Source organism: Bradyrhizobium sp. WSM2793 (genome assembly GCF_000379585.1).
Taxonomy (GTDB): domain Bacteria; phylum Pseudomonadota; class Alphaproteobacteria; order Rhizobiales; family Xanthobacteraceae; genus Bradyrhizobium.
Genome location: NZ_KB902794.1, coordinates 70,126 through 96,618, shown reverse-complemented (window position 1 = coordinate 96,618; position 26,493 = coordinate 70,126). Strand labels below are relative to the sequence as shown.

24 protein-coding genes and 1 pseudogene are annotated in these 26,493 nt (G+C 64.5%); 9 read left to right on the top strand and 16 right to left on the bottom strand.

Going from position 1 to position 26,493, the window contains the following annotated elements; translation table 11 throughout:
* Window positions 1–388 precede the first annotated feature (388 nt).
* The 5 genes from A3AS_RS0126610 to cobS all read right to left on the bottom strand — a co-directional run bounded on the left by A3AS_RS0126610 (window position 389) and on the right by cobS (window position 6,615).
* Window positions 389–796, bottom strand: a complete 408-nt coding sequence (locus tag A3AS_RS0126610) for a hypothetical protein (protein WP_018320584.1) — start codon at window positions 794–796, stop codon at window positions 389–391.
* Window positions 797–1,162: 366 nt separating this feature from the next.
* Window positions 1,163–2,275, bottom strand: coding sequence for an NADH:flavin oxidoreductase/NADH oxidase (locus A3AS_RS0126605; protein ID WP_018320583.1), 1,113 nt, complete (start codon window positions 2,273–2,275; stop codon window positions 1,163–1,165).
* A 220-nt stretch (window positions 2,276–2,495) separates the two neighbouring features.
* Window positions 2,496–3,578 carry an esterase-like activity of phytase family protein gene (locus tag A3AS_RS0126600; RefSeq protein WP_018320582.1) on the bottom strand — a complete coding sequence of 361 codons (1,083 nt, stop codon included), beginning with the start codon at window positions 3,576–3,578 and terminating at the stop codon, window positions 2,496–2,498.
* Entirely contained in the window at window positions 3,575–5,476 is a 1,902-nt protein-coding gene (gene cobT, locus A3AS_RS0126595; RefSeq protein WP_018320581.1) for a cobaltochelatase subunit CobT, read from the bottom strand. Before cobT ends, A3AS_RS0126600 begins: the two co-directional genes overlap by 4 nt.
* Window positions 5,477–5,616: 140 nt before the next feature.
* Window positions 5,617–6,615 (bottom strand): cobaltochelatase subunit CobS, encoded by a 999-nt coding sequence (gene cobS, locus A3AS_RS0126590; RefSeq protein WP_018320580.1) that lies wholly within the window; start codon window positions 6,613–6,615, stop codon window positions 5,617–5,619.
* A 293-nt stretch (window positions 6,616–6,908) separates the two neighbouring features.
* On the opposite strand from cobS, the gene A3AS_RS0126585 reads away from it, so the two are divergent.
* A complete protein-coding gene (locus tag A3AS_RS0126585) occupies window positions 6,909–7,562 on the top strand; it encodes a DedA family protein (RefSeq protein ID WP_018320579.1) in 654 nt (217 codons plus the stop codon).
* Window positions 7,563–7,722: 160 nt separating this feature from the next.
* Here the strand turns inward: A3AS_RS0126585 and A3AS_RS0126580 are convergent, their stop codons facing one another.
* A complete protein-coding gene (locus A3AS_RS0126580; RefSeq protein ID WP_018320578.1) occupies window positions 7,723–8,940 on the bottom strand; it encodes a citrate synthase family protein in 1,218 nt (405 codons plus the stop codon).
* A gap of 81 nt (window positions 8,941–9,021) precedes the next feature.
* On the opposite strand from A3AS_RS0126580, the gene A3AS_RS0126575 reads away from it, so the two are divergent.
* Window positions 9,022–10,116 (top strand): citrate synthase/methylcitrate synthase, encoded by a 1,095-nt coding sequence (locus tag A3AS_RS0126575; protein ID WP_018320577.1) that lies wholly within the window; start codon window positions 9,022–9,024, stop codon window positions 10,114–10,116.
* A 374-nt stretch (window positions 10,117–10,490) separates the two neighbouring features.
* Here A3AS_RS0126575 and A3AS_RS0126570 read toward each other — a convergent pair whose 3' ends face one another.
* Entirely contained in the window at window positions 10,491–11,123 is a 633-nt protein-coding gene (locus tag A3AS_RS0126570; RefSeq protein ID WP_018320576.1) for a J domain-containing protein, read from the bottom strand.
* Between the two features lie 105 nt (window positions 11,124–11,228).
* Between A3AS_RS0126570 and A3AS_RS0126565 the strand changes: the two genes are divergently transcribed.
* Window positions 11,229–11,498 (top strand): BolA family transcriptional regulator, encoded by a 270-nt coding sequence (locus A3AS_RS0126565; protein WP_026202382.1) that lies wholly within the window; start codon window positions 11,229–11,231, stop codon window positions 11,496–11,498.
* 39 nt (window positions 11,499–11,537) lie between these two features.
* Here A3AS_RS0126565 and A3AS_RS0126560 read toward each other — a convergent pair whose 3' ends face one another.
* The 3 genes from A3AS_RS0126560 to A3AS_RS0126550 form a co-directional block, all read right to left on the bottom strand.
* Complete coding sequence (locus tag A3AS_RS0126560) at window positions 11,538–12,890, bottom strand: hemolysin family protein (RefSeq protein ID WP_018320574.1); 1,353 nt, start codon at window positions 12,888–12,890, stop codon at window positions 11,538–11,540.
* A 67-nt stretch (window positions 12,891–12,957) separates the two neighbouring features.
* On the bottom strand, window positions 12,958–14,100 hold the full coding sequence (aroB, locus tag A3AS_RS0126555; RefSeq protein ID WP_018320573.1) for a 3-dehydroquinate synthase: 1,143 nt from the start codon (window positions 14,098–14,100) through the stop codon (window positions 12,958–12,960).
* On the bottom strand, window positions 14,097–14,720 hold the full coding sequence (locus A3AS_RS0126550) for a shikimate kinase (RefSeq protein WP_018320572.1): 624 nt from the start codon (window positions 14,718–14,720) through the stop codon (window positions 14,097–14,099). The genes aroB and A3AS_RS0126550 overlap by 4 nt, the downstream gene beginning before the upstream one ends.
* A 184-nt stretch (window positions 14,721–14,904) precedes the next feature.
* On the opposite strand from A3AS_RS0126550, the gene A3AS_RS43845 reads away from it, so the two are divergent.
* The 4 genes from A3AS_RS43845 to A3AS_RS0126530 all read left to right on the top strand — a co-directional run bounded on the left by A3AS_RS43845 (window position 14,905) and on the right by A3AS_RS0126530 (window position 19,304).
* Window positions 14,905–15,051 carry a hypothetical protein gene (locus A3AS_RS43845; protein WP_014439243.1) on the top strand — a complete coding sequence of 49 codons (147 nt, stop codon included), beginning with the start codon at window positions 14,905–14,907 and terminating at the stop codon, window positions 15,049–15,051.
* Window positions 15,052–15,068: 17 nt separating this feature from the next.
* Window positions 15,069–16,028 carry a site-specific tyrosine recombinase XerD gene (gene xerD / locus A3AS_RS0126540; RefSeq protein ID WP_018320571.1) on the top strand — a complete coding sequence of 320 codons (960 nt, stop codon included), beginning with the start codon at window positions 15,069–15,071 and terminating at the stop codon, window positions 16,026–16,028.
* Between the two features lie 272 nt (window positions 16,029–16,300).
* Window positions 16,301–17,263, top strand: a complete 963-nt coding sequence (locus A3AS_RS0126535) for an acetyl-CoA carboxylase carboxyltransferase subunit alpha (protein ID WP_018320570.1) — start codon at window positions 16,301–16,303, stop codon at window positions 17,261–17,263.
* Window positions 17,264–17,789: 526 nt separating this feature from the next.
* Entirely contained in the window at window positions 17,790–19,304 is a 1,515-nt protein-coding gene (locus A3AS_RS0126530; protein WP_049814994.1) for a murein L,D-transpeptidase family protein, read from the top strand.
* A gap of 225 nt (window positions 19,305–19,529) precedes the next feature.
* On the opposite strand, the pseudogene A3AS_RS47625 reads toward A3AS_RS0126530, so the two are convergent.
* Window positions 19,530–19,661: pseudogene (locus tag A3AS_RS47625) on the bottom strand (IS256 family transposase); the annotation flags it as partial.
* Between the two features lie 26 nt (window positions 19,662–19,687).
* On the opposite strand from A3AS_RS47625, the gene A3AS_RS0126520 reads away from it, so the two are divergent.
* Window positions 19,688–20,164 (top strand): hypothetical protein, encoded by a 477-nt coding sequence (locus A3AS_RS0126520; RefSeq protein ID WP_018320567.1) that lies wholly within the window; start codon window positions 19,688–19,690, stop codon window positions 20,162–20,164.
* 372 nt (window positions 20,165–20,536) lie between these two features.
* On the opposite strand, the gene A3AS_RS0126515 is transcribed toward A3AS_RS0126520, so the two are convergent.
* Entirely contained in the window at window positions 20,537–20,851 is a 315-nt protein-coding gene (locus tag A3AS_RS0126515; RefSeq protein ID WP_018320566.1) for a helix-turn-helix transcriptional regulator, read from the bottom strand.
* 324 nt (window positions 20,852–21,175) lie between these two features.
* Here A3AS_RS0126515 and A3AS_RS0126510 point away from each other — a divergent pair, with 324 nt between their 5' ends.
* Window positions 21,176–21,703, top strand: a complete 528-nt coding sequence (locus A3AS_RS0126510) for a DUF2321 domain-containing protein (protein WP_018320565.1) — start codon at window positions 21,176–21,178, stop codon at window positions 21,701–21,703.
* Between the two features lie 1,055 nt (window positions 21,704–22,758).
* On the opposite strand, the gene A3AS_RS0126505 is transcribed toward A3AS_RS0126510, so the two are convergent.
* From A3AS_RS0126505 to A3AS_RS0126490, 4 genes are read right to left on the bottom strand one after another with little or no spacing between them, the layout of a single operon-like run.
* Window positions 22,759–23,454, bottom strand: a complete 696-nt coding sequence (locus tag A3AS_RS0126505; RefSeq protein ID WP_018320564.1) for an ABC transporter ATP-binding protein — start codon at window positions 23,452–23,454, stop codon at window positions 22,759–22,761.
* The gene (locus tag A3AS_RS0126500) at window positions 23,447–24,178 is read right to left on the bottom strand and encodes an ABC transporter ATP-binding protein (RefSeq protein WP_018320563.1); all 732 of its coding nucleotides are present in this window, start codon (window positions 24,176–24,178) and stop codon (window positions 23,447–23,449) included. Before A3AS_RS0126500 ends, A3AS_RS0126505 begins: the two co-directional genes overlap by 8 nt.
* Window positions 24,168–25,268, bottom strand: coding sequence for a branched-chain amino acid ABC transporter permease (locus A3AS_RS0126495; protein WP_018320562.1), 1,101 nt, complete (start codon window positions 25,266–25,268; stop codon window positions 24,168–24,170). Before A3AS_RS0126495 ends, A3AS_RS0126500 begins: the two co-directional genes overlap by 11 nt.
* Window positions 25,269–25,274: 6 nt before the next feature.
* Window positions 25,275–26,492: a substrate-binding protein gene (locus A3AS_RS0126490; protein WP_018320561.1), complete on the bottom strand. Its 1,218-nt coding sequence runs from the start codon at window positions 26,490–26,492 to the stop codon at window positions 25,275–25,277.
* Window position 26,493: the final 1 nt, after the last annotated feature.

Genomic DNA, 26,493 nt, shown 5'->3' with positions numbered 1-26,493 from the left:
AGCACCGGATAGCCTGGACGACCGGGGCTCCCTTCATCCCGCAAATGACCGATCAGCTTCTCGAACCGGTACCACTTGACCAGGCCAGCCAACCGATCCAGCGCCGCATTGGCGCCGGCGCCCTTCGGCATCAGCGCTTCCACAAAGCTCGGCTGTCCTGTCCGCTTCACCGCCATCGATACCTCCAAGGCTTTGCCCTAGGGAATCACAACTGGCGAATTACGCAACAGGCCCCTTGTGGGAGAGGGTGGATCAATCGCGCTCCGCGCGATTGAGACGGGTGAGGGGTCTGCCTCCGCGAGCTGATCTCTCACGGCTGAATTTGCAGAGGCAGACCCCTCATCCGGCGCTTCGCGCCACCTTCTCCCACAAAGGGAGAAGGAAGAAGCTACTTCCGCATCCTCGCTTTGGCGCCGCCGACGATCTGCATGGCGACGCCGGCGATCCAGCCGAGCAGAGCGAGCCAGGTCCAGACCAGATGCGGATCGAGGCGGAGCACGATGACGGCGACGGAGGCGAGCGCGGTGAGCGTGGCGCAGAGCGTGCCGGCGGCGCTGAGGAATTCGGCGGCGTCGATCTCGCTATGCGCCTCGTCGAACGGCAATTGCGGCGTGTCGATGCCGAGATAGAAGCCGACGAAGCCCAGCACCATCATCACCAGCAGAAAGCCCTGCGTGGTGAGCGCTGATATCGCCGATCCCACATAGGCGCCGACGAACAGCCCGCACGCCGCGCCGGCCATCGCAAGCCCGACACGCTCGAACACATGAGCCGTATTGCGAACACGAAACCGCATGGCAGGCCTCCGCGAGGAGTTGGGTCGCGCAAGGTTAGGCCAGTTTTGCGGGAGGTGGAAGCTGGGGGGATTTACGGATGCGGGAGGTGAGGGGCGTGCGGGGGATGCCGTTGCGTGAGAGACGCGAAAGGCACGCCACATTCTCCGCTGTCGTCCCTGCCTAGTGCGCAATTGCGCACGGGAGCAGGGACCCATAACCACAGGACGTGGTTTGACGAAGACTCTTAGTTAAGTTGTCAACGTGCACCGCGGGTCATCGCGAGATCACGCGGTATGGGTCCCTGCGTGCGCAGGGACGACGGCTGATTATTGCGGCACCGCCATCGTGCCACACACGCACTGGGGCGCCACACCAGCAGCGCGCCTTCACCGCGCCCCGAACGTGGTCTTGCCGAACAGCGCCTTCTGCGTCGAGGGTTGCGAGCGCCAGTATTGCGGCGGGGCTTCGACCTCGCCGCCGACATCGGCGGCGGCGTGCCAGGCCCAGCGCGGGTCGTAGAGCATGCCGCGGGCGAGCGCGATCATGTCGGCCTTGCCGGATGCGACGATCTCTTCGGCCTGCTTGCCCTCGGTGATCAGGCCGACGGCGATGGTCGGCAATCCGGTCTCGCGCTTGATGGCCTCCGCAAACTGCACCTGGTAGCCGGGGCCGAGCGGGATCTTCTGCAGCGGCGAGACGCCGCCGGAGGAGGCGTCAATCCAGTCGACGCCGCGCGCCTTCAGCGCGTTAGCGAACTCGATCGTCTGCGCCAGATCCCAGCCGCCCTCGACCCAGTCGGTCGACGACACCCGCATGCCCACGGGCTTGTCGTGCGGAAACACCGCGCGCACGGCATCGTAAATTTCGAGCGGGAAGCGCATGCGGTTCTGCAAAGACCCGCCATATTCGTCGGTGCGCTTGTTGGAGATCGGCGACAGGAACTGATGCAGGAGATAGCCGTGCGCGCCGTGCAGCTCGATGGCGTCGATGCCGATGCGCTCGGCGCGCTTGGCGCTGTCGACGAAGGCCTCGCGGATGCGCTTGAGGCCCGCTGCATCCAGCGCCAGCGGCGCCGCCTCGCCCTCCTTGTGCGGCAGCGCCGATGGGGCCACCGTCTGCCAGCCGCCCTGCTCCACCGGAATCAGCTGGCCGCCGTCCCAGGGCCGCGCGCTCGACGCTTTCCGGCCCGCATGGGCGAGCTGCATCGCGATCGCGGTCGTGGAATGCTTGCGCACCGAGGTCAGCACCTGTTTCAGCGCGGCTTCGGCGGCATCGCTGTAGAGTCCGAGACAGCCCGGCGTGATGCGGCCGATCGCCTCGACATGGGTGGCCTCGATGCAGAACATCGCCGCGCCCGACAGGCTGAGATTGTTGATGTGGGTGAAGTGCCAGTCATTGGCGACGCCGTCGTCGGCCGAATATTGGCACATCGGCGACACCACGATGCGGTTCTTCAACGTCAGGCCGCGCAGCTTGATCGGGGAAAACAGGACGCTCATGCGGGGGAGTTCCGGGGATGAGAGGGGCAGTTGAGAGAGTGTAGTGGGCGGGCGGCGGATTGCCAGTTGCGCGCCGGGAATGGCGGGTAGTGGCGGCACGCATTGCGACCGCGGCTTGACGCGAGACCGCGCCACACATTCTGCCGTCGTCCGGACAAGCGTCAGCGCAGATCCGGGACGACAGTGGAGATTGGGGGCGCCCCGGGACGACGGCGGAGAACTACTCCGCCAGCGTGAATTGCAGCAGCAAGGTCCGCTGCAGCATCGAGAAATTATCGTCGGAGATCAGCGTCAGCACGGTCTCGCCGTCAGCCGTGACGTGGGCGTCGATGCCTTCCATGTTGTCGATCTCGTGGCCGAGATCGGCGGCGAACAGCGCGGGGCCGTCGACCAGCGCGCCGGGCGCGATGGATTTCAGGGGGATCGACCGGATGCGGATGTTGACGCCGGTGAACCAGGAGAATTTGCGTTCGAGGATCAGAAGCTCGCCGCTCGCCAGCAGCACGGCGTCGCTGATGTCGTATTTCTCGGTACGGCGCACGCTGAACTGGCCGGGCGAGGGCCCGCCGATCAGGAAGGCTGTGAGGTTGCCGTCATGGTCCAGCCCGCGCTCCGAGAAGGCGATCAGGGTGCCCGCCAGCGGCATGTTCTGGTCTTTGCCTTTGGGCACGACGACCAGCGCCTCCAGCCCCTTGTTGGAGGGCAGCTTGCGGATTCCCGCCGGCACCGGCACCACCTCGCCGCGCGCGCGCGTGCCGCCCTTGGAGAAATCGTAGCGCAGGATCTGGTTGACGCGCTCGAGCCCGACATAGACGAAATTGCCGTCGCGCGAGATCGATTCCGAATCCCACCACAGCCGCTTTTCCGTGATCGGCCGCCCTTCGGCGCCGAGCAGCGGCGCGGCCTCGACGTCGTCGAGGCCGGTCATCTTGCCGCCGGAATAGCGGATGCGACCCGTGAACCAGCCGCCCTGGTCGGACACCGCGAGGAAGCCTTCGCCCTTGGCGTCGAGCCGGATGCCGGACAGGCCGCCAAAGCCGCGATAGCGCGAGGTCAGCACCAGGCCGCTGCGATATTCCAGCGAGCCGAAGCGCGTCCGCGTGCGGTCACGCGGCTCGAAATTGGGAATGACGCGCGCGTTGACCTCGACGCTGACGGGCTCGACGACGGCGTTCTCGACCTGAAGCGCGCGCGGCGGCGGCTCGGCCACCCCTTGCGCAAGCGCGGAGCGGGAGAGTGCGAGAGTGGAGAATCCCGCCGCAGCGTGCCTGAGGAAGCTGCGGCGGGATGGATGCGTGCTCACGAATGCAATTTGCGTCGCGGGCGACCGGCCGGCTGGGTGGGTGCGGTGTTGGTCTCGCTGAAGAGTTCGGCGAGCTTCTCGGTGATGGCGCCGCCGAGCTCTTCGGCATCCACGATCGTCACCGCGCGGCGGTAATAGCGCGTCACGTCGTGGCCGATGCCGATCGCGATCAGCTCGACCGGCGAGCGGGTCTCGATCTCCTCGATGATGTGGCGCAGGTGCCGCTCGAGATAGTTGCCGGGATTGACCGACAGCGTGGAATCGTCGACCGGCGCGCCGTCCGAGATCATCATCAGGATCTTGCGCTGCTCGGGCCGGCCGAGGAGGCGCTTGTGCGCCCAGTCCAGCGCCTCGCCGTCGATGTTCTCTTTCAGCAGGCCCTCGCGCATCATCAGGCCGAGGTTCTTTCGCGCACGACGCCAGGGGGCGTCGGCGGACTTGTAGATAATGTGGCGGAGATCGTTGAGGCGGCCGGGATTGGCCGGCTTGCCGGCGGCCAGCCACGCTTCGCGTGATTGCCCACCCTTCCAGGCGCGCGTGGTGAAGCCCAAAATCTCGACCTTGACGCCGCAGCGCTCCAGCGTGCGCGCGAGGATGTCGGCGCAGGTCGCGGCGACCGTAATGGGTCGTCCGCGCATTGAGCCGGAATTGTCGAGCAGCAGCGTCACCACGGTGTCGCGGAACGTCGCCTCCTTCTCGTGCATGAAGGACAGCGGATGATAGGGATCGGTGACGACGCGCGACAGGCGTGCGGGGTCCAGAATGCCCTCTTCGAGATCGAACTCCCAGGCGCGGTTCTGCTGCGCCATCAGGCGGCGCTGCAGGCGGTTGGCGAGGCGGGCGACGATGCCCTGCAGATGCGCGAGCTGCTTGTCGAGATAGGCGCGCAGGCGCTCCAGCTCGTCATGGTCGCAGAGATCCTCGGCCGCGATGATCTCGTCGAACTTGGGCGCGAAGGCGTGGTATTCCGGCCCGCGCGGCTCGTTCTTGCCGTGCTGGTTCGGACGCGTCGCCTCGCCCGGGGTCTCGTCGTCGCCGAGCTCGCCGTCGTCGAAGGTGTCGGAGGTCGAGGCCTGCGCGCTTTCCATCGCGCTCTCGCTCATCTCCTCGCTCGACGCCTGCGCCTGGTCGGCACTCATCTCCTGCGCAGCGTCGGAATCGGGCGAGCCCTCGGCGCCGGACTGGTCGTTGTCGCCGTCCTGGTTCTCGTCGTTCTCGTCATCGTCCTCGCTGTCGGCGTTGCGCTCGTCGCCGATATCGAGCGCCGTCAGGAGATCGTGCACGGCGTCGCCGAACCGGGTCTGGTCCTCGACCAGGGTGTCGAGCCGGTCGAGCCGCTTGCCGATCTTGTCTTCGAGGATGGGACGCCAGAGATCGACCATCTTCTTCGCCGCGGTCGGCGGCGCCATGCCGGTCAGGCGCTCGCGCACCAGCATCGCCAGCGCGTCGGCCAGCGGCGCGTCGGCACGGTCGGTGATCTCGTCGAACTTGCCGCGGTGAAAATGGTCGTCGAGCATCGCGGTGAGATTCTTCGCAACGCCCGCCATGCGACGCGCGCCGATCGCCTCCACCCGCGCCTGCTCCACCGCCTCGAACACGCCGCGCGCCTGCGGATTGCCGGGCATCAGCTTGCGATGCAGCTTGGCATCGTGACAGGCGATCTTCAGCGCGATGGAATCGGCGTGACCGCGCACGATCGCCGCATCACGCTTGGTCATTTTGCGCGCGGGCTCGGGCAGCCGCGCCTTGCCGGGCGCAAGGCCCGGCCGCTCGGCCGCGAAGGAGACGTCGAGCTCCGGCGTCTTGGCGATCGCCTTCAGGCAGGACGCCACCGAGCGCTTGAACGGCTCGGTCGGCGCTTCCTTGGTGTTACGGAATTTGGAGTTGGAGGTGGTCATCTGACCCTATCTGTCGTCCCGGCGAAGGCCGGGACCCATAACCACCGGCCGCTCTGTGTCAGGAAACTATCAGCGTCGTTCTATTGAGACATCACGCGGTATGGGTCCCGGCGTTCGCCGGGACGACACACCGAGAGAAATCAGCTCAGTGCCACGTTGACCGCCGATTCCGGCAGCTCCGCGTTGAAGCAGCGCTGGTAGAACTCGGCGACCAGGGAACGCTCGAGTTCGTCGCACTTGTTGAGGAAGGTGACGCGGAACGCAAAGCCGATATCGCCGAAGATGTCGGCGTTTTCGGCCCAGGTGATCACCGTACGCGGGCTCATCACCGTCGACAGATCGCCGTTGGCGAAAGCGTTGCGGGTGAGATCGGCCAGGCGCACCATCTTGTTGACGATGTCGCGGCCTTCCTGCGTGCGATAGTGCTTGGCCTTCGCCAGCACGATCTCCACTTCCTCGTCATGGCTGAGATAGTTCAGCGTGGTGACGATCGACCAGCGGTCCATCTGGCCCTGGTTGATCTGCTGGGTGCCGTGATAGAGGCCCGAGGTGTCGCCGAGGCCGACGGTGTTGGCGGTCGCGAACAGACGGAAGGCCGGATGCGGCTTGATCACCTTGTTCTGGTCGAGCAGCGTCAGGCGTCCGGAGACTTCGAGCACGCGCTGGATCACGAACATCACGTCGGGGCGGCCGGCGTCGTATTCGTCGAACACCAGCGCGACGTTGTTCTGCAGCGCCCAGGGCAGGATGCCGTCGCGGAATTCGGTGACCTGCTTGCCGTCGCGGACCACGATCGAGTCCTTGCCGACGAGGTCGATACGGCTGATGTGGCTGTCGAGGTTGACGCGGACGCAGGGCCAGTTCAGGCGGGCGGCGACCTGCTCGATATGGGTGGATTTGCCGGTGCCGTGATAGCCGGTCACCATCACGCGGCGGTTGCGCGCGAAGCCGGCGAGAATGGCGAGCGTGGTGGCGCGGTCGAAGCGGTAGTCGGAATCGACTTCGGGCACGTGAGGATCGACTTCGGAATAGGCGGGGACTTCGAGATCGCTGTCGATCCCGAACACCTGCCGCACCGACACCTTCATGTCGGGCTGACCGGAAACTTCCTCAACTTTGGACAGAGCGGCGGTCGTCATCAATCCTCCGAGGTCCCGGGCGGTCCCGAAACCGGTTATTCGCACGTTGGCTGCGGCTGGGTGCTGAAAATCAACCTATCAGAGACAACGTGCCGGCAGAAGCCCGGCCACCAATCAAAGTTCCGTTGTCTTTTCATTTAGATAGGCAAGGAACGCAGATTTTGGAGGGCTGCCTTGCGAATCACGCCCAAATTCGGGCGCGTCACGCCCGTTCCGTGCGAATGGCACTTTGGCCGTATGCGGCTACTTATGTAGGGTCCAAAGCTCCGAGCTCCAGCCCCTCAAGAGACGACGTGACGTCCTTCCTTGATCCCCTCATATCCTTCGTTTCCGCCCATCCGTGGCTGGCCTATCTGACCCTATTCCTGGCGGCCCTGCTCGAAGCGGTCCCGGTGGTGGGATCGGTCATCCCCGGCTCGACTATCATCCTGGCGCTGAGCGCCCTGGTTCCGGGCGGTGAGCTGAAGCTGCCATGGGTGCTGCTTGCCGCCGCCACGGGCGCCGTGCTGGGAGACGGCTCGGCCTACTGGATCGGGCACCGGCAGCAGCGCGAGATCCTCAACACCTGGCCGCTGACCAACTATCCGCGCGTGGTCGCCGAGAGCGAAAGCTTCTTCCACCGCTTCGGCACCTGGGCGGTATTCTTCGCCCGTTTCGTGCCGCCGATCCGCGCCTTCGTGCCTGTGACCGCCGGCGCGCTCGGCATGGCGCCGGCAAGGTTCTACGCCGTGAACATCCCGGCGATCCTGGTCTGGGCTCCCGCCCATGTGCTGCCGGGCGTGCTGGCGGTATCGGCCCTGCACGAATATGCCGGACTGCATCACCACGGCCATGTCGGCAAGCATATCTGGGTGTTGACGGTGGTTGGGGTTGCGATCGTGGGCGGCGTTGGCGTGTGGATCTATCGGCGGCGGAATGGCGTCGCGACGGCCAAGCCGCGGGCGTAGGCCGCACCACACCACAGGTGTCGTCCCTGCGAACGCAGGGACCCATACCGCGTGATCTATCGATTGGGACCGGCGGGAGTACCGAACGAACAGTCGTCGCCAAACTGCTCCCTGGGGTTATGGGTCCCTGCTTTCGCAGGGACGACAGCAGAGAGATATTCTAACTAACCCCCACCCTTCTCCCCGGCGCCGGTCCCACATACCTCGCCCTTGGCCTGATCAATTTCCCGAACTGCAACTGCTCGCTGGCGTGCGCGATCCAGCCGACGCTGCGGGCCATGGCGAACAGAGCGAGCTCGCTGCCGGCGGGGAGGCGCAGCGCGTGCACCAGCACCGCGAGGGCATAGTCGATGTTGACGAATTCGCCGGTCGCCTCTGCGATCCGCTCCGGCACCTCGCGCGTGAATTTTCGCGGCGCGCCGGCGCGGGAGAGCGCATTCAGCAGCGATTGCGCGCGGGGATCGCCGCGCTTGTAGACGCCATGCCCAAAGCCGGCAAAACGTTCGCCGAGCGCGACGCGCTCACGCACCATCGGGGCGACGTCGCGATCGATCAGGGTCTTGACGAGCTGCGAGGCTAGCACGCTCGCGCCGCCATGTTTGGGCCCCTTCAATGCGGTGAGACCGGCGATCACGGCATCGTAGAGATTGAGGCCGGTCGAGGCGGCGCAGCGCGCGGTGAAGGTCGAGGCGTTCAGCTCGTGATCGGCCAGCAGTACCAGCGCGCGGCGAATCAGATCGGGCGCGTGCTTGTTGTCCGCCGCCCAGGCTGTTGCGATCTGCTGATGCAGCGGCTCGGCCGAGGGTTCGGCATTGAGCATGGTCGCGACCAGCAGCCGGACGATGCGGCCACCGACCATGGCGCGGCCGTCGGGCGCGCGGGTGAAGGCACGGGGATCGACGCTCGCGGCCAGCGCGAGCACGGCGATGGCGCGGTCGATCGGCGCGGCCCGGCGTGCGGCTTGCCCGATCGTGCGCATTTCTTCGGAGAGCGCGGGCTGATTGTCCGGGGCGAATGGATCGACCTCGGAGACATCCCAGAGCAGCGTCGCCGTGTGCTCCAGCGTGTCGTTCTCGGCGAGATCGACGCAATTGACGCCGCGATAGATCGCCCCCTCTTCGGTGATGGTGGAGATCTCCGTGTCCATCACCGGCAGGTCGGCGTCGAAGCTGCGCAGGCCGCGCGGCTCTGGCGACGGCACCCGGCGCTCCTTCAGCGCGCGGACGTCCTCGGCACGGTAGCGATTTTTGCGCGAATCCGGCGTCGGCTCGGAGCGGATCAGGCCGCGGCTGACATAGGCGTAGAGCGTGGCCGGCGAGATCGCGAGCTCGGCGGCGGCTTCCCGGGCGGAGAGGTAAAGCCCCTCGGAATTTTTCATATTGATTTATGTAATCAAGATTGATCAATCTGTCGAGAGGACCGAATTTTCCCTGGTGCAACGCAAAGGGAGATTTGGGCCATGAACATCCACCTCACCAAAAGCCAGATCGGGCTGGACGGCGTTCCCGCGGCCGAGACCGTGCTGAGCCATGTCGACGGCGAGCGCGGCGAGCTGATCATCGCCGGCGAGCATGTCGGTCGCCTCGCCGCTCTCTCGAGCTTTGAGGGCGTCACCGCCCGGCTCTGGAACGGCGCCAGCAAGACCACCCTCAGCGAGGCCAATGTGCGGGCGAGCCTGGGCGCGGCGCGCGAACGCGCCTTCGCGCGGCTGCCGGACCTGCTGCCGGCAACGCGCGGCATGGGCGTCATCGACGGATTTCGCGCGGCGGTCGCGGGGCTGCGCGCGGAGAACGGGCTGGAGCACGAGGCGACGATCGTCGGCGCGTTTCCGGTGATCGCAGGCGCGCTGGTCCGGCGAGCCAAGGGGCTCGAGCCGGTCGCGCCGGATCCCAATGTCAGCCATGCTGCCGATACGCTTCGGATGTTGCATGGGCGCGCACCGGCCCCACGCGAAGTCACCGCGCTCGATGCCTATCTCGTCACAGCCAGCGACCACGGCATGAACGCCTCGACCTTCACCGCGCGCGTGGTGGCTTCGACGCAGGCCGATCTGTTTGCCGCGGTGACCGCGGGCTATTGCGCCCTCACCGGTCCGCTGCATGGCGGCGCGCCGGAGCCGGTGCTGGAAATGCTGGACGCGATCGGCTCGCGCGAGCGCATCCAGCCCTGGGTGGATGCGGCGCTGGCCCGCGGCGAGCGGATGATGGGCTTTGGCCATCGCGTCTACCGCGTGCGCGATCCGCGCGCCGATGTGCTCAAGACCGCAGTCGAGGCGCTGGCGTCCAACGGCACCGATTTGCCCTTCGCCGGCGAGGTCGAGGCCTACATCCGCACCGCCTTGCGCAAGAAGAATCCGGAGCGCCCGCTGGAGACCAATGTCGAATTCTTCACCGCGATCCTGCTCGATGCGCTGGCGATCCCGCGGCAGGCGTTCACGCCGATCTTCGCAGTCGCGCGCGCCGCAGGCTGGACCGCGCATGCGCGCGAGCAGCAGCGGACCGGGCGATTGATCAGGCCGAGCTCGTCGTATGTGGGGGCGATGCCGGAAGTTTGAGAGCGGATGTTTCCGCGAGCCCGGAAATCGTAGGGTGGGCTAAGGCGCACTTGCGCCGTGCCCACCATCAATCCGAAATCGCAACAGGCGCGTGGGCACGCTTCGCTTTGCCCACCCTACGATACTAGCGCAAGAGGAGACGGCGTAGCCAATCACTCCGCCGTCGTCCCTGCGAAAGCAGGGACCCATACCGCGTGATTTATCGATAAGAGGCAGGTGAGAGTACCGCCGCGAGACTCTTCAGCTACGAATCTTCGCCAAACGTCTCCCTGGGGTGGGTCCCGGATCTACGCTCCGCTTCCCTGCGTTCGCAGGGACGACACCGAGGGTGTGGCGCCGGGGTGCCTGGCACCTACACAGCGCGCGCAAAGGCCCTACGCCTCGCGCACCACCGTCTTCAGATAATTATAGGCCTTGATGATCTCGATCAGGCGATCTTCCGTCGAGCGGTCGCCGCCGTTGGCGTCGGGGTGGTGCTGCTTGACCAGCGCCTTGTACTTGGTCTTGACGTCGGCGAGCGTGGAATCGGGGCCGAGGCCCATGACCTGGAGCGCCTTGCGCTCGGCGTTCATCACCTTGCGCGTCTCGGCCTTGGGCTGAGCATCCGGGCCCTTCCGCCAGCCCGCGCGGCCGTTGATCTCGCTGAACATGCTGAACGGGTCGGCCGCCATGTCGATCTCGGCTTCCGCACCCTTCTTGCCGCCATTGGCGCCCATCTTCCAGGTCGGGCGGTGACCGGTCAGCGCATCCTTCTGATAGCGCGCGACGGCATCGGCGTTCATGCCGGAGAAGAAATTGTAGTTCTGGTTGTACTCGCGCACGTGGTTCAGGCAGAAGTGCCAGTACTCGCGCTGGTTCTCACGGCCCTTCGGCGCGCGATGCGCGCCCTTGTTCTGGCATCCGGCCCATTCGCAACCGACCGCGGTGTCGCGCGGCTTCACTTCCGGCTGCTTGCCCCGCGGCTTGACGCGGATGGAGTCGAAGAACTTTGATGAATCGATCGGCATGGCTGACTTTGACTACGCAATGCAAAAACCTTCAAGTCTTGACATTGCAATTCGCTGCAAACCCGGCAAATAACGGGTGTGATCTCTGCACCCGAATGGCACAACATGGCTATGCGCGACACTATCAGCAACAAGTTGCAGGAAGCTTTCACGCCGGAAAGCCTGCAAGTCGTCGACGAGTCACATTTGCACGAAGGCCATGCCGGCCATCGGCCCGGCGGTGAGACGCACTTCCGCGTTTATATTGTATCTGATGGCTTCAAAGGGAAGAGCCGGGTCGAGCGCCACCGCATGATAAATTTGGCGCTGGCCGCGGAACTCTCCGGCAGCGTGCACGCGCTGGCGATCCAGGCAAAGGCGCCGGGGGAAGGCTGACTTCGCTTACCCTCCCCTGGAGGGGGAGGGTAAGAGAAATCAAAACGACGTCCCTGCCCGTCTCGGCTTGGCTTCTTCCAGCTCCGCCTCGCGCGCTACCGGTGAAATACGGAGCGCGGTGATGCGGTTGCGCTCGCGGCGCAGGACGCGGAAGCGGAAGCCGTGGAACGTAAAACTCTGGCCGCGGTCGGGGATCGAGCGCGCCTCGTGAATGACGAGGCCCGCCACCGTCGTTGCCTCTTCGTCGGGCAGATGCCAGTCCAGCGCACGGTTGAGATCGCGGATCGGCACCGAGCCGTCGACCACGACGGAGCCGTCGGGCTGGCGCCTTACGCCGGCGACCACCACGTCGTGCTCGTCGGAGATGTCGCCGACGATCTCCTCCAGAATGTCTTCCAGCGTCACGAGGCCTTCAACCTCGCCATACTCGTCGACGACGAGCGCGAAATGGGTCTTGCGGCGACGGAACGCCTTGAGCTGCTGGGATATTGGCCGCATTTCCGGCACGAACCAGGGCGGCAGCATGATGGTGGTGACGTCGATGCGCGAGGTATCACCTTCCGAGACGCGGATGGCCCGCAACAGATCCTTGGCGTGCAGGATGCCGATGATGTTCTCCGACTTGTCGCGCCACAGCGGAATGCGGGTGTATTCGGTGGCCAGCACCTCCCGCACCAGCTCTTCCGGCGGCAGGTCGGCATTGATCATCACCATGGCGGTGCGGTGAACCATCACGTCGGACACGGTGAGCTCGCCGAGGCGGAAGACGTTGTGAATGTATTCGGCCTCGCCGCTCTCGATCTTGCCGTGCACCGCGGATTCCTCGACCAGGCCCTCGATCTCGGAATCCGTCAGGATCTCGTGCTGCGAAAACTCCTGGACGCCGATCAGACGCAGGATCGCGCCTGACGCCGTGTTGAGACACCAGCTCAGCGGATAGAACACGAGGTAGGAGGCATAAAGCGGATAGGCGATCCACTGCGACACCGGCATCGGCTCCCTGATTGCAAGCGTCTTCGGCACCTGCTCGCCGATGATGATGTGCAGGGAGGAGAAAACCAGGAACCCCGCCACGAACGAGGTGAAGTGCAGCGTGGCCTCCGATAGTCCGAGCGGCTGGAGGATCGGGCTCAGCAGCGCTGACACGGTCGGCTCGCCGATCCAGCCAAGACCGAGCGAGGCCATGGTGATGCCGAGCTGGCAGCAGGCCAGATAGGATTCGATGTTTCCCATCATGGTCTGCAACAGGCGCGCGCCGAAGCGGTTCTGCTCCACCATGGCCTTGACGCGGAAGCCGCGGCTCTTCACGAGCGCAAATTCGGCTGCCACGTAAAACGCGTTGGCGGCGAGCAGGAGAACCGCAAGCAGCAGATTGATCGAGATCGAACTCATGTTTGCCTCGCGACCGCCTTGATCATCCGCGCCTCATGGCGGGCGGCCGATCCAGACGACGCCGCCATCACTGCGATAATTTCGACTTCAGGAAGTCCCGCACCGGGGCCGGCTCGACATCCTTCGCGATCACCGCGCGCCCGACGGCCTCCAGCAGGATGAAGGTGAGCTTGCCGCGCGTGACCTTCTTGTCCTGCGCCATCAGCGCCATCAGCGCGTCGGCATCGGCAAGCCCCTCCTGCGCAAAGCCCGCGATGTCCTGCAGGCGCGTCGGCAGGCCGGCTTCGATCAGATGCCGCTCGACGCGCGCCGCGTCCTGCTCGCCGATCATGCCGAGCTTGGCCGAGAGCTGCGCCGCCAGCGTCATGCCGATGGCAACGCCTTCGCCGTGGAACAGGCGGTCGGAGAAGCCGGTCGCAGCTTCCAGCGCGTGGCCAAAGGTGTGGCCGAGATTGAGCAGAGCGCGCTCGCCGGTCTCGCGCTCGTCGCGCGAGACGACGCCCGCCTTGGCGCGGCAGGAGGTCGCGATCGCGTGCTCGCGCGCCGAGCCGCCCTTGAAGATGTCGGAATGGTTCTTCTCCAGCCAGGTGAAGAAGGCCTCGTCACCGAGCACGCCGTATTTGGCGACCTCGGCATAGCCGGCGCGGAACTGCCGCGGCGACAGCGTATCGAGCACGGCGGTGTCGGCGACCACCAGCACCGGCTGGTGGAACGCGCCGAGCAAATTCTTGCCCTGCGGCGAGTTGATGCCGGTCTTGCCGCCGACGCTGGAATCGACCTGCGCCAGCAGCGAGGTCGGCACCTGCACGAAATCGACACCGCGGCGCAGGATCGCCGCGGCAAAGCCGGCGAGATCGCCGACCACGCCGCCGCCGAGCGCGATGACGAGATCGTTGCGCTCGATCTTCGCGGCGATCAGGGCTTCGCTGACCTTTTCGAGGCCGGCATAGGTCTTGGAGATCTCGCCTTCCTCGACAACAACGCGCGAGGTCGGGATGCCGCTGGCGGCGAGCGAGGCCTCGGTGGGCTCGAGCCAGTGCTTGGCCACCGTGCGATCCGTCACGATCGCGGTACGCACGCCGGGACGCAAGGCGGCAACCCGTTCGCCGAGCGAGGACAGCACCCCGCGGCCGATGACGATGTCATAGGCGCGATTCCCCAGCGCGACCTCGACGTTAACAGGGTCGGAATGTTTCAACGGCGCAGTCATCGTATGGCACTCGCAACGTCGGCAGGTGGTTGGGTGGCTTGCTCACCACAGAGATGCGCGCGCAGCGCCTCGATGGTCTCCTCGACGATCTTGTCGTGCGGCACGTCGCGCGAGGCGATGGTGAGATCGGCATGGCTGTAGACCGGCTCGCGCTCGGTGAGGAGGCGCGTCACGGTTCCCTCGGGGTCGGCGGTCCGGAGCAGCGGGCGGTCGGCACGGCGCCGCACCCGGCGCATGATGACGTCGTGGTCCGCCTTGAGCCAGATCGAAACCGCCTTCGCCGCGATGCGCGCGCGGGTCTCCTCGCGCATGAAGGCGCCGCCGCCGGTCGCCAGCACCACCGGACCGCTGTCGAGCAGCCGCGCGATCACCCGCGCCTCGCCGTCACGGAAATACGGCTCGCCGTGGCGCTCGAAGATCTCCGGGATGCTCATCTGGGCCGAGGTCTCGATCTCGGTGTCGGCATCGACGAAGGGCAGCTTGAGCCTGCTCGCCATGCGGCGGCCGATGGTGGATTTGCCCACTCCCATCATACCGACGAGCACGATCGAGCGCGCCCCGAGCGCCGACAGGATGTCGGCTTCGGGCGAAGCTGGTATCGGCAACGCGGCGTCGGACATGTCTTGCTCGATTGGATCTCGCTCGATCTGCCGCCCAAGGCGGCATGCTTTGGCCACCTATACGACCCCATGGGGGCCCTCGCCAGAGGACTCTTGCCACGAAACGGCGAACATGTTGGATGATTTCATTGGTTAATTTGCCCGCCGAGACCCTAACCAAGTCCCCGACAGAGACCCCAGAACGATGCCCAGCCTGTTCCGCTTCCTGACGGTCGTCGCCGTGATCGCCGGCATCGTCTATGGCGTGGTCTTCGCACTGGCCAATTTCGTCAGTCCCAAGTCGCGGGAAATGACGGTGACGATCCCGCCGGACAAGTTTCTCAAGAAATAGGAGCTAGCCTCCCGGGCATGCGCAACCCGCCCTCAGATGCCAAGCTCACCGGCCTGTTCCTCGACATGCTCGCGGCGGAACAGGGCGCCGGGCCCAATACGCTCGACGCCTATCGCCGAGACCTCACCGATTTCTCGGAATTTTTGGGCCGCGTCGGCCACAGCTTTGCCGACGCCGAGACGCAAAATTTGCGCGACTACCTCGCCGATCTCGATGCCCGCGGCTTCAAATCCACCAGCGTCGCGCGCCGGCTGTCAGCGATGCGGCATCTCTATCGCTTCCTGCTGAACGAACGCATCCGAGCTGAGGATCCCGCCGCGATCCTGTCCGGTCCCAAGCGCGGCCGCGGCCTGCCGAAGGTGCTGTCGATCTCCGATGTCGACCGCATGCTCCGCCGCGCCAAGGAATTGAGCGAGGCGCAGGATGCCTCGCCGTCGAAGCGGCTGCGCGCCTTGCGGCTGTATTGCCTGCTCGAGGTGCTCTACGCCACCGGCCTGCGCGTCTCCGAGCTGGTGGCGCTGCCGCGCTCGGCGGCCAAGCGCGATGCCCGCATGATCGTGGTGCGCGGCAAGGGCAACAAGGAGCGCCTGGTGCCGCTCAACGAGGCCTCCCGCCAGGCGATGGCGGATTATCTCGCCGCGACGGAAGCTGCGAAGACGGAGAAGAAGAAAGACAGCCTCGCCGCCTCCAAGTGGCTGTTCCCCTCGTTTGGCGAGAGCGGACATCTGACGCGCCAGCATTTTGCCCGCGACCTCAAGGAGCTCGCGGTCGCCTCGGGCCTTCAGGCGCGGCTGGTCTCCCCGCACGTGCTGCGCCATGCCTTTGCCAGCCACCTCCTGCACAATGGTGCCGATCTGCGCATCGTGCAGACCCTGCTCGGCCACACCGACATCTCGACGACGCAGATCTACACCCATGTGGTGGAGGAGCGGCTGAAGAGCCTGGTGCGCGACCTGCACCCGCTGGCGGAGAAGTAATTGTCGCCGTAGCCCGGATGGAGCGCAGCGAAATCCGGGGNTCTCGCCCCGCGGACAGACCTTCCCGGATTGCGCTTCGCTCCATCCGGGCTACGGGCACCCCATGAAACCGCCTTGACTTCGGCCACATCTCCGCAGAAAGAGCCGGTGCCTTCGCATGATTTGACGGGCCCGCTCGCAACGCACAGGTCAACTCATTGAAGAAGCTACACTTCTTATCCTTGGTCTAAATCCGCTTCGCCGCCTCGCCCCGTCCTCCCTATATTGAGTTGATGCAAGACCAGATGCGCAGCTATCTCGACTTCGAAAAGCCGGTCGCCGAGCTCGACTCCAAGGTCGACGAGCTCAGGACGCTGGCGGCCTCCGGTACCGACATCTCCGATGAGATCGGGCGGATCGAGGACAAGGCGGCGCAGGCGCTGGCCGACCTCTATCAGAACCTGACGCCGTGGCAGAAGACGCTGGTCGCGCGGCATCCGCAGCGGCCGCATTTCAACGATTTCATCAAGGGTCTGATCACCGAATTCACCCCGCTCGCCGGTGACCGCAAGTTCGGCGAGGACGAGGCGCTGGTCGCCGGCTTCGGCCGTTTCCGCGGCGAAGCGATTTGCGTGATGGGCCAGGAAAAGGGCGATTCCACCGAAAGCCGCATCAAGCACAATTTCGGCATGGCGCGCCCCGAAGGCTATCGCAAATGCGTGCGGCTGATGGAGATGGCCGAGCGGTTCGGCCTGCCGGTGCTGTCGCTCGCCGATTCCGCCGGCGCCTATCCCGGCATCGGCGCCGAGGAGCGGGGACAAGCCGAAGCGATCGCGCGCTCGACCGATGCCTGCATGGCGCTGACGGTACCGAACGTCGCCATCATCACTGGCGAGGGCATGTCGGGCGGCGCGATTGCGATTACCACCGCCAACAAGGTGCTGATGCTGGAGCACGCGATCTACAGCGTGATCTCGCCGGAAGCGGCGTCCTCGATCCTCTGGCGCGACGGCACCAAGGCCCAGGAAGCCGCCAACAACATGAAGATCACCGCCCAGGACATGCTCCGCTTCGGGGTGATCGACAGCATCCTGAAGGAGCCGGTCGGCGGCGCCCACCGCGACCCCGCCGCCATGATCGCCACCACCGGCGATGCCATCGCCAAGGCCTTCGACGAGCTCCGGGGCCTCGATGGGGACGCCATCCGCAAGCAGCGCCGGCAGAAATTCCTCGATATCGGCCGGAAACTGGGCTGATTCGGCGGGATTCGGTGCCGTAGGGGCGGTACGCTCCCTCTCCCGCTTGCGGGGGAGGGTTGGGGTGGGGGTATCTCCACGGGCGACACTCCCAATGCGGCGCGAGCCCCCTCCCGGCCTCCCCCGCAAGCGGGGGAGGTGAAGACCCCCCGGTAACCGCCCGTTAACCCTTTTTTTGCCCAAATCAGCGATCTGAGTCCAAGTCGGGCCGATAAGCCCAAGTTCCGTCCAAAGTAAGGCCCAAAGTCGCGTCCATTCAGTCTTCGTTGACCATGCCGATGGGCCAACGGGCTCGTGATCCCCGCTCGGGTTGCGACCACATGACCCAGAGGTTAGAATTTTAATCAATGGCTTCAGGGCATAAGCGCTGGGGCGTGAGCTGAAAAAGCCCGTCACGACGGGTCCGGTTCTCCGGTCGGATCATGCTCCATCAGAATTGGGGTTCGCGCTCTCTGCCCGGCACGGTGTGGGGTCCATCTTGATTTCTCGTTCGCTTGCTCGCGCGCTCTTGGCTTCGGTTGCGCTGATGACGGCCAGTGTTCTGCTGGCCGGCTGCGATACCGACCAGGTCTCGCTCGCGACCAATGCCAAGGCCAATCAGCCGGTGCCACCGAAGCTGCTCGCCGCGATGGTCGAGAAGGACATGGACCTGCAATCGCCGATCCTGGTCCGCCTGTTCAAGCAGGAGGCCGAGCTCGAGGTCTGGAAGCAGGCCCGCAACGGCCAGTTCGCGCTGCTCAAGACCTATCCGATCTGCCGCTGGTCGGGCGACTTAGGTCCGAAGGTGCGCGAAGGCGACCGCCAGGCGCCGGAGGGATTCTACTCGATCAACCCGAGCCAGATGAATCCGCAATCGGCCTATTACCTCTCGTTCAACACCGGCTATCCGAACGCGTTCGACAAGGCGCTGGGCCGCACCGGCTCGCAGCTGATGGTGCATGGCGACTGTTCTTCGCGCGGCTGTTACGCGATGACCGACGAGCAGATCGCAGAGATCTATTCGCTCGGCCGCGAATCCTTCTTCGGCGGCCAGAAGGCGTTCCAGCTGCAGGCCTATCCGTTCAAGATGACGCCGGTGAACATGGCCAAGCACCGGAACAATCCGAACATGCCGTTCTGGAAGATGATCAAGGAAGGCTATGATCATTTCGAGGTGACGCGGCAGGAGCCGAAGGTCGATTTCTGCGAGAAGAAGTACGTCTTCGACGCGGCGAAGCCCGCGGACGCAAAGCGCGATCCGGTGTTCGACGCCTCGGCAAAGTGCCCGGCCTATGTGATTCCCGAGGACGTCGTCGCCGCCGTGCGGGGCAAGCAAGCCAAGGACGAGGCGGAATACGCGAGGCTAGTCGCCAAGGGCACGCCGGTGGCGCGCATGAACACCGGCATCGACGGCGGCATGAACAAGATCTTTGCCGCAAAAATTCCGGAAGGCTCGACCGGCCTGTCCGAGGGTGCCGAAGGCACCACGCTGCAAATGCTGGCGATGGCCAAGGCGCCGGGCACCATCCCCGGCCACGTCAATCCACCCAAGCCGAACCTCGACAGCGTGGCGTCCGCGCCTGCACCGCAGGAAGAGCCGGTCGTCGCCGTCAGCGCACCCGCGACCAGTGCCCGCGTCGCCACGGCCGCGCCGGCTGAAAAGTCCGGCGGCTTCTTCTCCAACCTCGGCCGCAAGATGGGCATGGGCTCATCCGACACCACGGCCACCACCCCGCCGCCGCAAGCCACGGCGTCCGTGGCCCCGGCCACCACGACCACGACGCCGCCGACCGCAGCGTCGCGGCTCAAGGCCGCAGTGACCCGCTTCGTGCCGGGACACGACAAGTCCAAGGATGCAGCGAAGGATGCGCCGAAGCCGGCTGCGACCGTGGCCGCCAAGCCCGCCGAGCCGGCAAAGCAGCCCGACACCCGCCTCGCCGCAACGCGCCCGGCGCTGAAGCCGTCGGTGGCGGATGGTACGAGTGAAGCGACCCAGATCATGGGCGCCGCGCCGGTGATCTCGTCGAACTCGTTCGACAGCCGCTTTGGGGCGATGAAGTAGGCGGCGGCAGGAGCCGCGCTTTCTTCGATATAGCCGAGCTCGTGAGTGTTATTGTCTGCGCAAGCGGAGAATGCTCATCGCTGCCGGGTGAAAATGCGCTCTTCATGAGCCAACCATGTACTCTGCGGAGCCAAACTAGCGTTCGCCCGATATTTTTGGATCATGTCCCCTGAGGTGGTGTAGCTCGCGGCTGGTCACTGCGTTCGCCGGCGAGAACCGGGCTGGTCAGCTGACGATAGCCAGAAGGCTGACGGTGGGATCATCGCTCAATGATCCGATCGTTTCCAGCGTCATATAGCGGGCACGCTGGAAGGCCCATTCGTCGTTCTGCTCGAGCAGGATCGCTCCGATGAGGCGTGGTTTGCGCAACCAAGAGGGAAACAATGGACGCTGCAGAACCCCAGCTTAGCCGCGAAGAAATATTCGAGCAGGCGCATGTCAAGATGGCAGAGCGCATTGAACAGTACCAAGAGCGCGTCCTTGAGGTATTGAGAGGCCATCTTGGTGCCGAGCAGGCTCTAAACGAGCTACTAAGGGTCGCTCGCAGACGGCGCAAACGGCGCACGTTCGCCGGAAAGATGGACGTGGCCAAAGGCCTGTTCGTCAAGGAAATGACGGAAGAGCTTTGGGCTCTCCTCAAGGTTGGTAACGAGTTGCGGAACGCCCTCGCCCATGGTCACAAGCAAGGGACCGTCGAAAACAAGATTGTCGAACTCCGCAAAGCGTTCATCGCAGCGAGCACGACCGAGCAAAAGAAGTACATCGAGGGAATGACTGAGCGGCAGATGATCACGATGGCATTCAGCCACTGCGCTTGCCACCTGATCGCGGCCGCTGACCGACTGGAGAGACAGGGCTAGGCAGTGGCGTAAGCTTAGGTTTGCGATGCGCAATGTACGTGGCGGTGCATTCCCCCACAACGAGGGCCAAAACGGCGCAGAACGTCAGAACGTCGTGAACATTGTAGATGATTGCGGCCCAACCAAGTGTTTTCATTACAGCGATTCCCCAGCCCCGAAGAGCTGTCTTTCATTTCGGGAATCGCCTTGCCCGGTCTTGGCCCGCCGGGCAGCGCCAGTCACGGCGCCGGAGATTATGTCGCCATTTAACGTCTGGCGGGACGGGGCATCACCCCAGAGGTATGATCTTAGACACCGTCCCCTAATCGGCCGCGTGGGCTCGTGCCGCAGGACTATCCTCACAATAGGGGACGCAAACACGATTTCAAGCCCTCAAAAGGACGATTGCTTCCGGGCTTTCCGCGCCTCAGCGGCTGAAAACCGATACCCGGTCATGAACTGGTGGCCATCAGCGTGCTCCAGGCCGATTAACGCGAGCTGGACATACCTGGGCAGACGCTTTTCCGATTTCTCCCAGCTGATAATGGTCTGGCGCGACCCCACCTCTAAGGCGAGGCGCAGCATTTCCTGGGTCATGTCGTGCTTCTTTCGCCATGCCTTGAGATCAGCACCGGTAATGCCGGGAGAACCCATAAATGTCGGTTCGTGCATGTCCAGATTCACACCATTTTCGTTCGGTTCGGTCATTGAGGCCTAAAAAAGCTGTTTCTTTACGGATGCTGGCATCGTGAACATACGGCTCAATTCCTAAAGAAATCCTAAACGCTATTGCCGGCGCCTCATGGAAGCTAACGCGACGGCGGAGCGTAGCGGAAACCTTCGTTAGTGTTTTTGAGGCGTGTGGGTTGAGCGAGCAGACAGCCGCGACATCTTATGATCGCTGGAATTGTCCTCCCTGTCAGAACGAGAAAAGGACATGGTCAGCGCGAGGAGGCGCGAGCAGCACGGGATATAGAAGGGAAGACAGAAGAGAGAGAGAAATGAGCGATGGATAGGCGGTTGTAGTGCACAATGTATATTGAGAACTACGAATTGGAGATTGAAATGGCATTGAGTGATTCGTGCTTCAACTTTCTCAATGACGTCGCACAGGCCGCAGATCGGCTCGCCAATGACGCACACCATTATTCATCGCCCAATTATCCGATCCAGTATGGACCGGAAATCGATGCGTTGCGGCGAACGGCAGCTATGGTCCGAGACCATCCATACGACGCTGAGGCGGGTGCGCGTCTTCTCAAATTGGCTTCGACCGTTGGGCGTGCGTTGGACACAGCTCCCGGGTCGCCGGAATTGGAAGCCAAACAGAAATCCGTCGATGATTTGATCCGTAGTCTCTTGAATGAGGTAACGGGAGATGATGCCGCCGCTCTGCCAACCATCGTTGACAACGTCACGAAGGATACGCCTTACACAGAAAAAGCCGCCGGGAGACTCAAGGGCATTTTGTCAAAGGTCGGCAAATCAACATACGACACTGCGGTCAAAGTTATCGCGGATGTTGGAACGGCTGCGGCAAAGAAGTGGATGGGCCTCTAGGAGAGCAGCAAGGCCGAGCGGATCCATCGCTAGCTCGGGACGAGCTGAGGGGTGCCGCTGTAGTCCTAGTATTGCATCGCGTGCTGATGATTTTTGTAACTGTCGTGCCCGTGAGACGGGGCCATAGCCTGTGGCCAGTCCCCCAGTGGATTTCAACTTCGAGGCGAATAATTTATGTCGCGAGCCCCCGGCCCATTGGCCAACGCACCCCATTCTCCAGTTCTTCGGGTAACACAAAATTTCTCTTTACCCGAACCGCGACACACCCTATACTTCCTCGCCATCTCATCCTGCCGGAAGGGGCGGGTCGCGATCGTCACGGTTCGTGGGGTGAGTTGCGGTGGACGCGGGCGGTGTTGGCGCCAGATGCGGTCGCAGGGCGGGGTCTCCCCGTGAGCGATCAGCGGGCGCGGTACGACAGGCCGGCCGCGTACGGCAAAATCGTGTGGTCCTGGCGCCCGCAGGCTGGCGTCAAGTCTCCGCGGTGGTGTGCGTGCCCGACCGGGTTGCGCACATCAGCGATCTGCGAGGCGACGGGGGCAATAGTGCATCGCTCCCCGAGGAGAGCGCGACATAAGCCGTAAACCCACTGCGCAGGGAAGGCCGGTTATCGGGCTGCACCTGTGTCTCCCCTGTGAGCGTCTATCCACGCATCATTGCACAGGGGCTCTCGGGTGCCAGCCGGTACCCGGCCTTCCCTGCGCCCTTCCGATTCCGAAGGGTGTAAGAGCGAAGCAAAACTCGGGCGCTGGAGCGCTGCGGGATCGCGATGTCATGTGGGCTGTTTGACAGTTGAAGATGATAAGACCGTGACCAGGCTTCTGGCTGACGTCGGCGAATTGCGGTGAAGTCGAGCCCACGCGACCATATCTCACCGTCACCCTGAGGTGGCCGCTTCTTCAGCGGCCCTCGAAGGGCGACGGCCCGGCTGGCCGCGCGGCCGTTCATCCTTCGAGGCTCGCTACGCGGTGCTCGTGCACCGCGCTGCTCGCACCTCAGGATGACGGGGCAGCCAGAGTGCTCGCTGCAGAACGGGCGGTGTCAAGCAGCGTCGCCTACGGCGCCAGATACCGCATCAGCTCCGGATTGCCCCGCACCGCGCCCGCCTCTCCCTGCAGCGCGACGCGGCCGCGGTCGAGCACGTAGGCGTAGTCGGCGACGCGCAAGGCGAGGTCGAGGTGCTGCTCGACGATGATGACGGCGATGCTTTTCGCGAGCTCGATCAGGCGCTCGGTGATCTCCTCGATCACGCCGATCCAGACGCCTTCGGTCGGCTCGTCCAGCAGCAGCAGTTTGGGATCGCCCAGCATCGCGCGGCCGATCGCCAGCATCTTGCGTTCGCCGCCGGACAGCGTTCCGGCGGGCTGGTCGAGGCGCTGGCCGAGCTTCGGGAAGATCGTCAGCACCTGGTCGACGGCGTCCGCCTTCTTGCTCGCGAGCGAGCCGACGGCGAGATTGTCGCGCACCGACAGGCGCGCGAACACCGAATGCTCCTGCGGCACGTAGCCGATGCCGGCGCGGACGCGCTCCTGCGTGGCGCGGCGACTGATGTCGCGGCCGTCGAAGGCGACCTCGCCCTTCCACGCCGGCAATTCGCCGACGATGGTCTTCATCAGCGTGGTCTTGCCGGCGCCGTTGCGGCCGAGCACGGCGACGCCGCCGCGCCAGGGAATGCCGAGGGTGACGTCGAACAGCACCTGGCTGCGACCATAGCCGGCGTCGAGATGTCTGATGTCCAAAAATTCAGGCACGGCGCAGATAAATCTCCTGGACGGCTTTGTTGGCCTGGATCTCGGACACCGTGCCGGACGCCAGCACCTTGCCCTGGTCGAGCACGGTGAGGCGATCGCAGATGTCGCGGATGAAATCGAGGTCGTGCTCGACGATGACGAGCGAGCAGTGTTGCTTGATCGGCTGCAGCAGTTCGCCGGTGACGCGGCGTTCCTCCAGGCTCATGCCGCCGGTCGGCTCGTCGAGCAACAGCAGTTTCGGCTTGCCGGCGAGCGCCATCGCGATCTCCAGCCATTGCTGCTGGCCGTGCGACAGGGCCGCTGCGGCCTCGAAGGCGCGATTCGCGAGGCGGAACTGCGTCAGCATCGTCATGACCTGATCGTGCAGCGCGCCTCTCGTGCGCGAGAACACGAGGTCGAACAGCGAGCAATGGGCCTGCAGCGCGAGCAGGATGTTGTCGTAGAGCGTCAGCGAGGGCAGCACGGATGTGATCTGGAATTTCAGGCTCATGCCCGCCCGGGCGCGCTCGGTCGGCGTGAACGCAGTGATGTCGGTATTGACGAACGACACCTTGCCCTGCGTCGGCACCTCGGCGCCGGCGATGCACTTCATCAGCGTGCTCTTGCCGGAGCCGTTCGGGCCGATCAGGCCGTGGAATTCGTTGGCACCGACGGTGAGCGCGGCGCCGTCGAGCGCAGTGAGCTTGCCGAAGATTTTCGTGATGCCGGCGGCTTCAAGGAGCATCGCGATTCTCCTTGACGTTTTCTTTGGACTTGGAACCGAAGCTGCCGACCCGCTCGCGCTCGCCCAGCACGAAACTGATCAGGCCGAGCGGCCGGAACAGGATGACGAGCAGCAGCAGCATGCCCAGAATGATCGGCCAGATATCGCGATAATTGTCCGAGAGCCAGAAGCTGACGCCCTCGACGATGACGGCCCCGATGACGGCGCCGATCAGGGTGCCGGAGCCACCGAACAGCACATAGAGCACCACTTGCGTCGAGACGACGACGCCGACCATGTTGGGCCAGACGAAGCCTTCGTGGAAGGCGTAGAGGCTGCCGGCGAGCCCGGCAACGCCGCCGCCGATGGTGAAGATAATCGCCTTCAGATGCTGCGCCTTGTAGCCGAAGAAGGCGATGCGCTGCTCGTTCTCGCGCAGACCTGCGAGCGCAAGGCCGAACTGCGAGCGCACCAGGAAGCGGCAGAGCAGATAGACCATTACGAGGATGCCGAGTACGAGATAATAGAAGGCCGGCCCTTCCGTGAACTCGTAAGTCCCGAGCGACATCGGCGCAATCGAGGGGATGCCGTTCTGGCCGCCGAGATAATACCAGCCGCGCGCCAGGCGATCGGCGGCGTAGGAGCCGGTCAGCGTGCCGAGCGAAACGAAGATCACGCTGGAAGGATGCCGTCCGAGCAGCAGGAAGCCGCCGAGCAGCAGCGCGAAGGTGAGGCCGATGATGGTGCCCGCCGGCAGCACCAGGAAGATGTTGGTGATGTCGAGGTCGCGCGCGAGCAGCGCCACGCCGTAACCGGCCGAGCCGAAGAACAGGGCCTGGCCGAAGCTCATGATGCCGGCATAGCCCCAGACCAGATCGAACGACAGCGCGAACAGCGCGAGAATGATCACGCGCGTCGCGAACACCGTGAGATAGTCCTGCAGCACCAGCGGCGCGAGCAGCGCCGCGACCAGCACGACGCCCTCGACGATCGGCAGCACTTTTCGCACCGACGATCGTTCCGTCGTCCCGCCGCTATCCATGGCGACGTCCGCCTCCCCGCCGATCTCGGCGGGGATCGCCTGTTTCACTGCGCCCATCGACTTCAGCATTCCAAATCAGCATTCCTTGGGATCGACAAGGCCATTGCTGCGCCCGACGATCTCGTAGTTTCCGCCCTTGGCGACCGCGGTGTACATCTTCATCTTGCAGTGCCGCTTGCCCGGCACCATCTCGGCAGGCCCGCCCGGACCTTCGGCGATCTTGGCGTGGTCGAGCGCCGCCGCGACCGACTCACGATCGATCTTGCCGGCTTCCTTGACCGCGGCTTCCCACAGCTTCAGGCCGCGATAGGTGCCGGTGGCGGCGCTGCCGGCGGCGAACAGGAAGTTGCCCGGAAAATCCTTCTCGTAGGCCGCCTGGATTTTGGCGTCGAACGGGTTCTCCTTGGTCAGCACCTTGAAATAGTCGAGGCAGCTGGCGAGCCCCTCGATCTCCGCGGCCTGATTGATGTTGAGCGTGTTCTCGTCATAGTAGACGCAGGCGAGCCGCCCGCCGTTCTTGAGGAAGCCCGCTTCATAGAGCTGCTTGAAGAACGGGCCGACGCCAGGCGGAATGACGGTGTTGAAGACCACGTCGACCTTGTTGGAGATGATGCGGTTGACGGTCGCGGAGAAATCGACCTGGTCGAGCGGGTAGTATTCCTCGAACACGACCTCGCCGCCGTTCGCTTCGATCACCTTGCGGGCATAGACGTTGAGTGTGTGCGGCCAGACATAATTGGCGCTGGGCAACGCGAACTTCTTGCCGCCGTTCTTGATCAACCAGGGGATGAATTCGTCGCATTGCTGCGCCGGCGTCGGCCCGGTGCAGAACAGATAGGGCGTGCACTCCTTGCCCTCGTAGAGCTGCGGATAGATGTAGAGCGTCTTGCCGCGCGCCACGATCGGGTCCTTGATCGCGTTGCGCATCGAGGAGGTGATGCCGCCGAGCACCATGTCGACCTTGTCGCGCTGGATCAGCTTGCGGACATTGCCGACGGCGACGGATTCGTTGGAGGCGGTGTCCTCGATGTAGAGCTCGAGCGGACGGCCGAGCAGGCCGCCGGCGGCGTTGATCTCCTTGATCACCATTTTCGCGACGTTGGCGTCGGCGTTGCCGGCATAGGCGATCGGGCCGGTGAGATCGGTCGCGATGCCGACCTTGATCGGAGCTTCGGCGGCATTGGCCCAGGGCGCGGGGATCACCCAGCTGCCGACCCCGGTTGCGACCGCGCCGGAGGCGAAGGCGAGATTGGAGAGGAAGCGGCGGCGTGAGAGCTGAGTGCGATCGAACATG

Coding starts and splice junctions, on each gene's coding strand:
- A3AS_RS0126610 (WP_018320584.1), bottom strand. CDS start 796: ATGCGGTTTCGTGTTCGCAATACGGCTCATGTGTTCGAGCGTGTCGGG.
- A3AS_RS0126605 (WP_018320583.1), bottom strand. CDS start 2,275: ATGAGCGTCCTGTTTTCCCCGATCAAGCTGCGCGGCCTGACGTTGAAG.
- cobT (WP_018320581.1), bottom strand. CDS start 5,476: ATGACCACCTCCAACTCCAAATTCCGTAACACCAAGGAAGCGCCGACC.
- cobS (WP_018320580.1), bottom strand. CDS start 6,615: ATGACGACCGCCGCTCTGTCCAAAGTTGAGGAAGTTTCCGGTCAGCCC.
- A3AS_RS0126580 (WP_018320578.1), bottom strand. CDS start 8,940: ATGAAAAATTCCGAGGGGCTTTACCTCTCCGCCCGGGAAGCCGCCGCC.
- A3AS_RS0126575 (WP_018320577.1), top strand. CDS start 9,022: ATGAACATCCACCTCACCAAAAGCCAGATCGGGCTGGACGGCGTTCCC.
- A3AS_RS0126570 (WP_018320576.1), bottom strand. CDS start 11,123: ATGCCGATCGATTCATCAAAGTTCTTCGACTCCATCCGCGTCAAGCCG.
- A3AS_RS0126565 (WP_026202382.1), top strand. CDS start 11,229: ATGGCTATGCGCGACACTATCAGCAACAAGTTGCAGGAAGCTTTCACG.
- A3AS_RS0126560 (WP_018320574.1), bottom strand. CDS start 12,890: ATGAGTTCGATCTCGATCAATCTGCTGCTTGCGGTTCTCCTGCTCGCC.
- aroB (WP_018320573.1), bottom strand. CDS start 14,100: ATGACTGCGCCGTTGAAACATTCCGACCCTGTTAACGTCGAGGTCGCG.
- A3AS_RS0126550 (WP_018320572.1), bottom strand. CDS start 14,720: ATGTCCGACGCCGCGTTGCCGATACCAGCTTCGCCCGAAGCCGACATC.
- A3AS_RS43845 (WP_014439243.1), top strand. CDS start 14,905: ATGCCCAGCCTGTTCCGCTTCCTGACGGTCGTCGCCGTGATCGCCGGC.
- xerD (WP_018320571.1), top strand. CDS start 15,069: ATGCGCAACCCGCCCTCAGATGCCAAGCTCACCGGCCTGTTCCTCGAC.
- A3AS_RS0126535 (WP_018320570.1), top strand. CDS start 16,301: ATGCAAGACCAGATGCGCAGCTATCTCGACTTCGAAAAGCCGGTCGCC.
- A3AS_RS0126530 (WP_049814994.1), top strand. CDS start 17,790: ATGACGGCCAGTGTTCTGCTGGCCGGCTGCGATACCGACCAGGTCTCG.
- A3AS_RS0126520 (WP_018320567.1), top strand. CDS start 19,688: ATGGACGCTGCAGAACCCCAGCTTAGCCGCGAAGAAATATTCGAGCAG.
- A3AS_RS0126515 (WP_018320566.1), bottom strand. CDS start 20,851: ATGACCGAACCGAACGAAAATGGTGTGAATCTGGACATGCACGAACCG.
- A3AS_RS0126510 (WP_018320565.1), top strand. CDS start 21,176: ATGTATATTGAGAACTACGAATTGGAGATTGAAATGGCATTGAGTGAT.
- A3AS_RS0126500 (WP_018320563.1), bottom strand. CDS start 24,178: ATGCTCCTTGAAGCCGCCGGCATCACGAAAATCTTCGGCAAGCTCACT.
- A3AS_RS0126495 (WP_018320562.1), bottom strand. CDS start 25,268: ATGCTGAAGTCGATGGGCGCAGTGAAACAGGCGATCCCCGCCGAGATC.
- A3AS_RS0126490 (WP_018320561.1), bottom strand. CDS start 26,492: ATGTTCGATCGCACTCAGCTCTCACGCCGCCGCTTCCTCTCCAATCTC.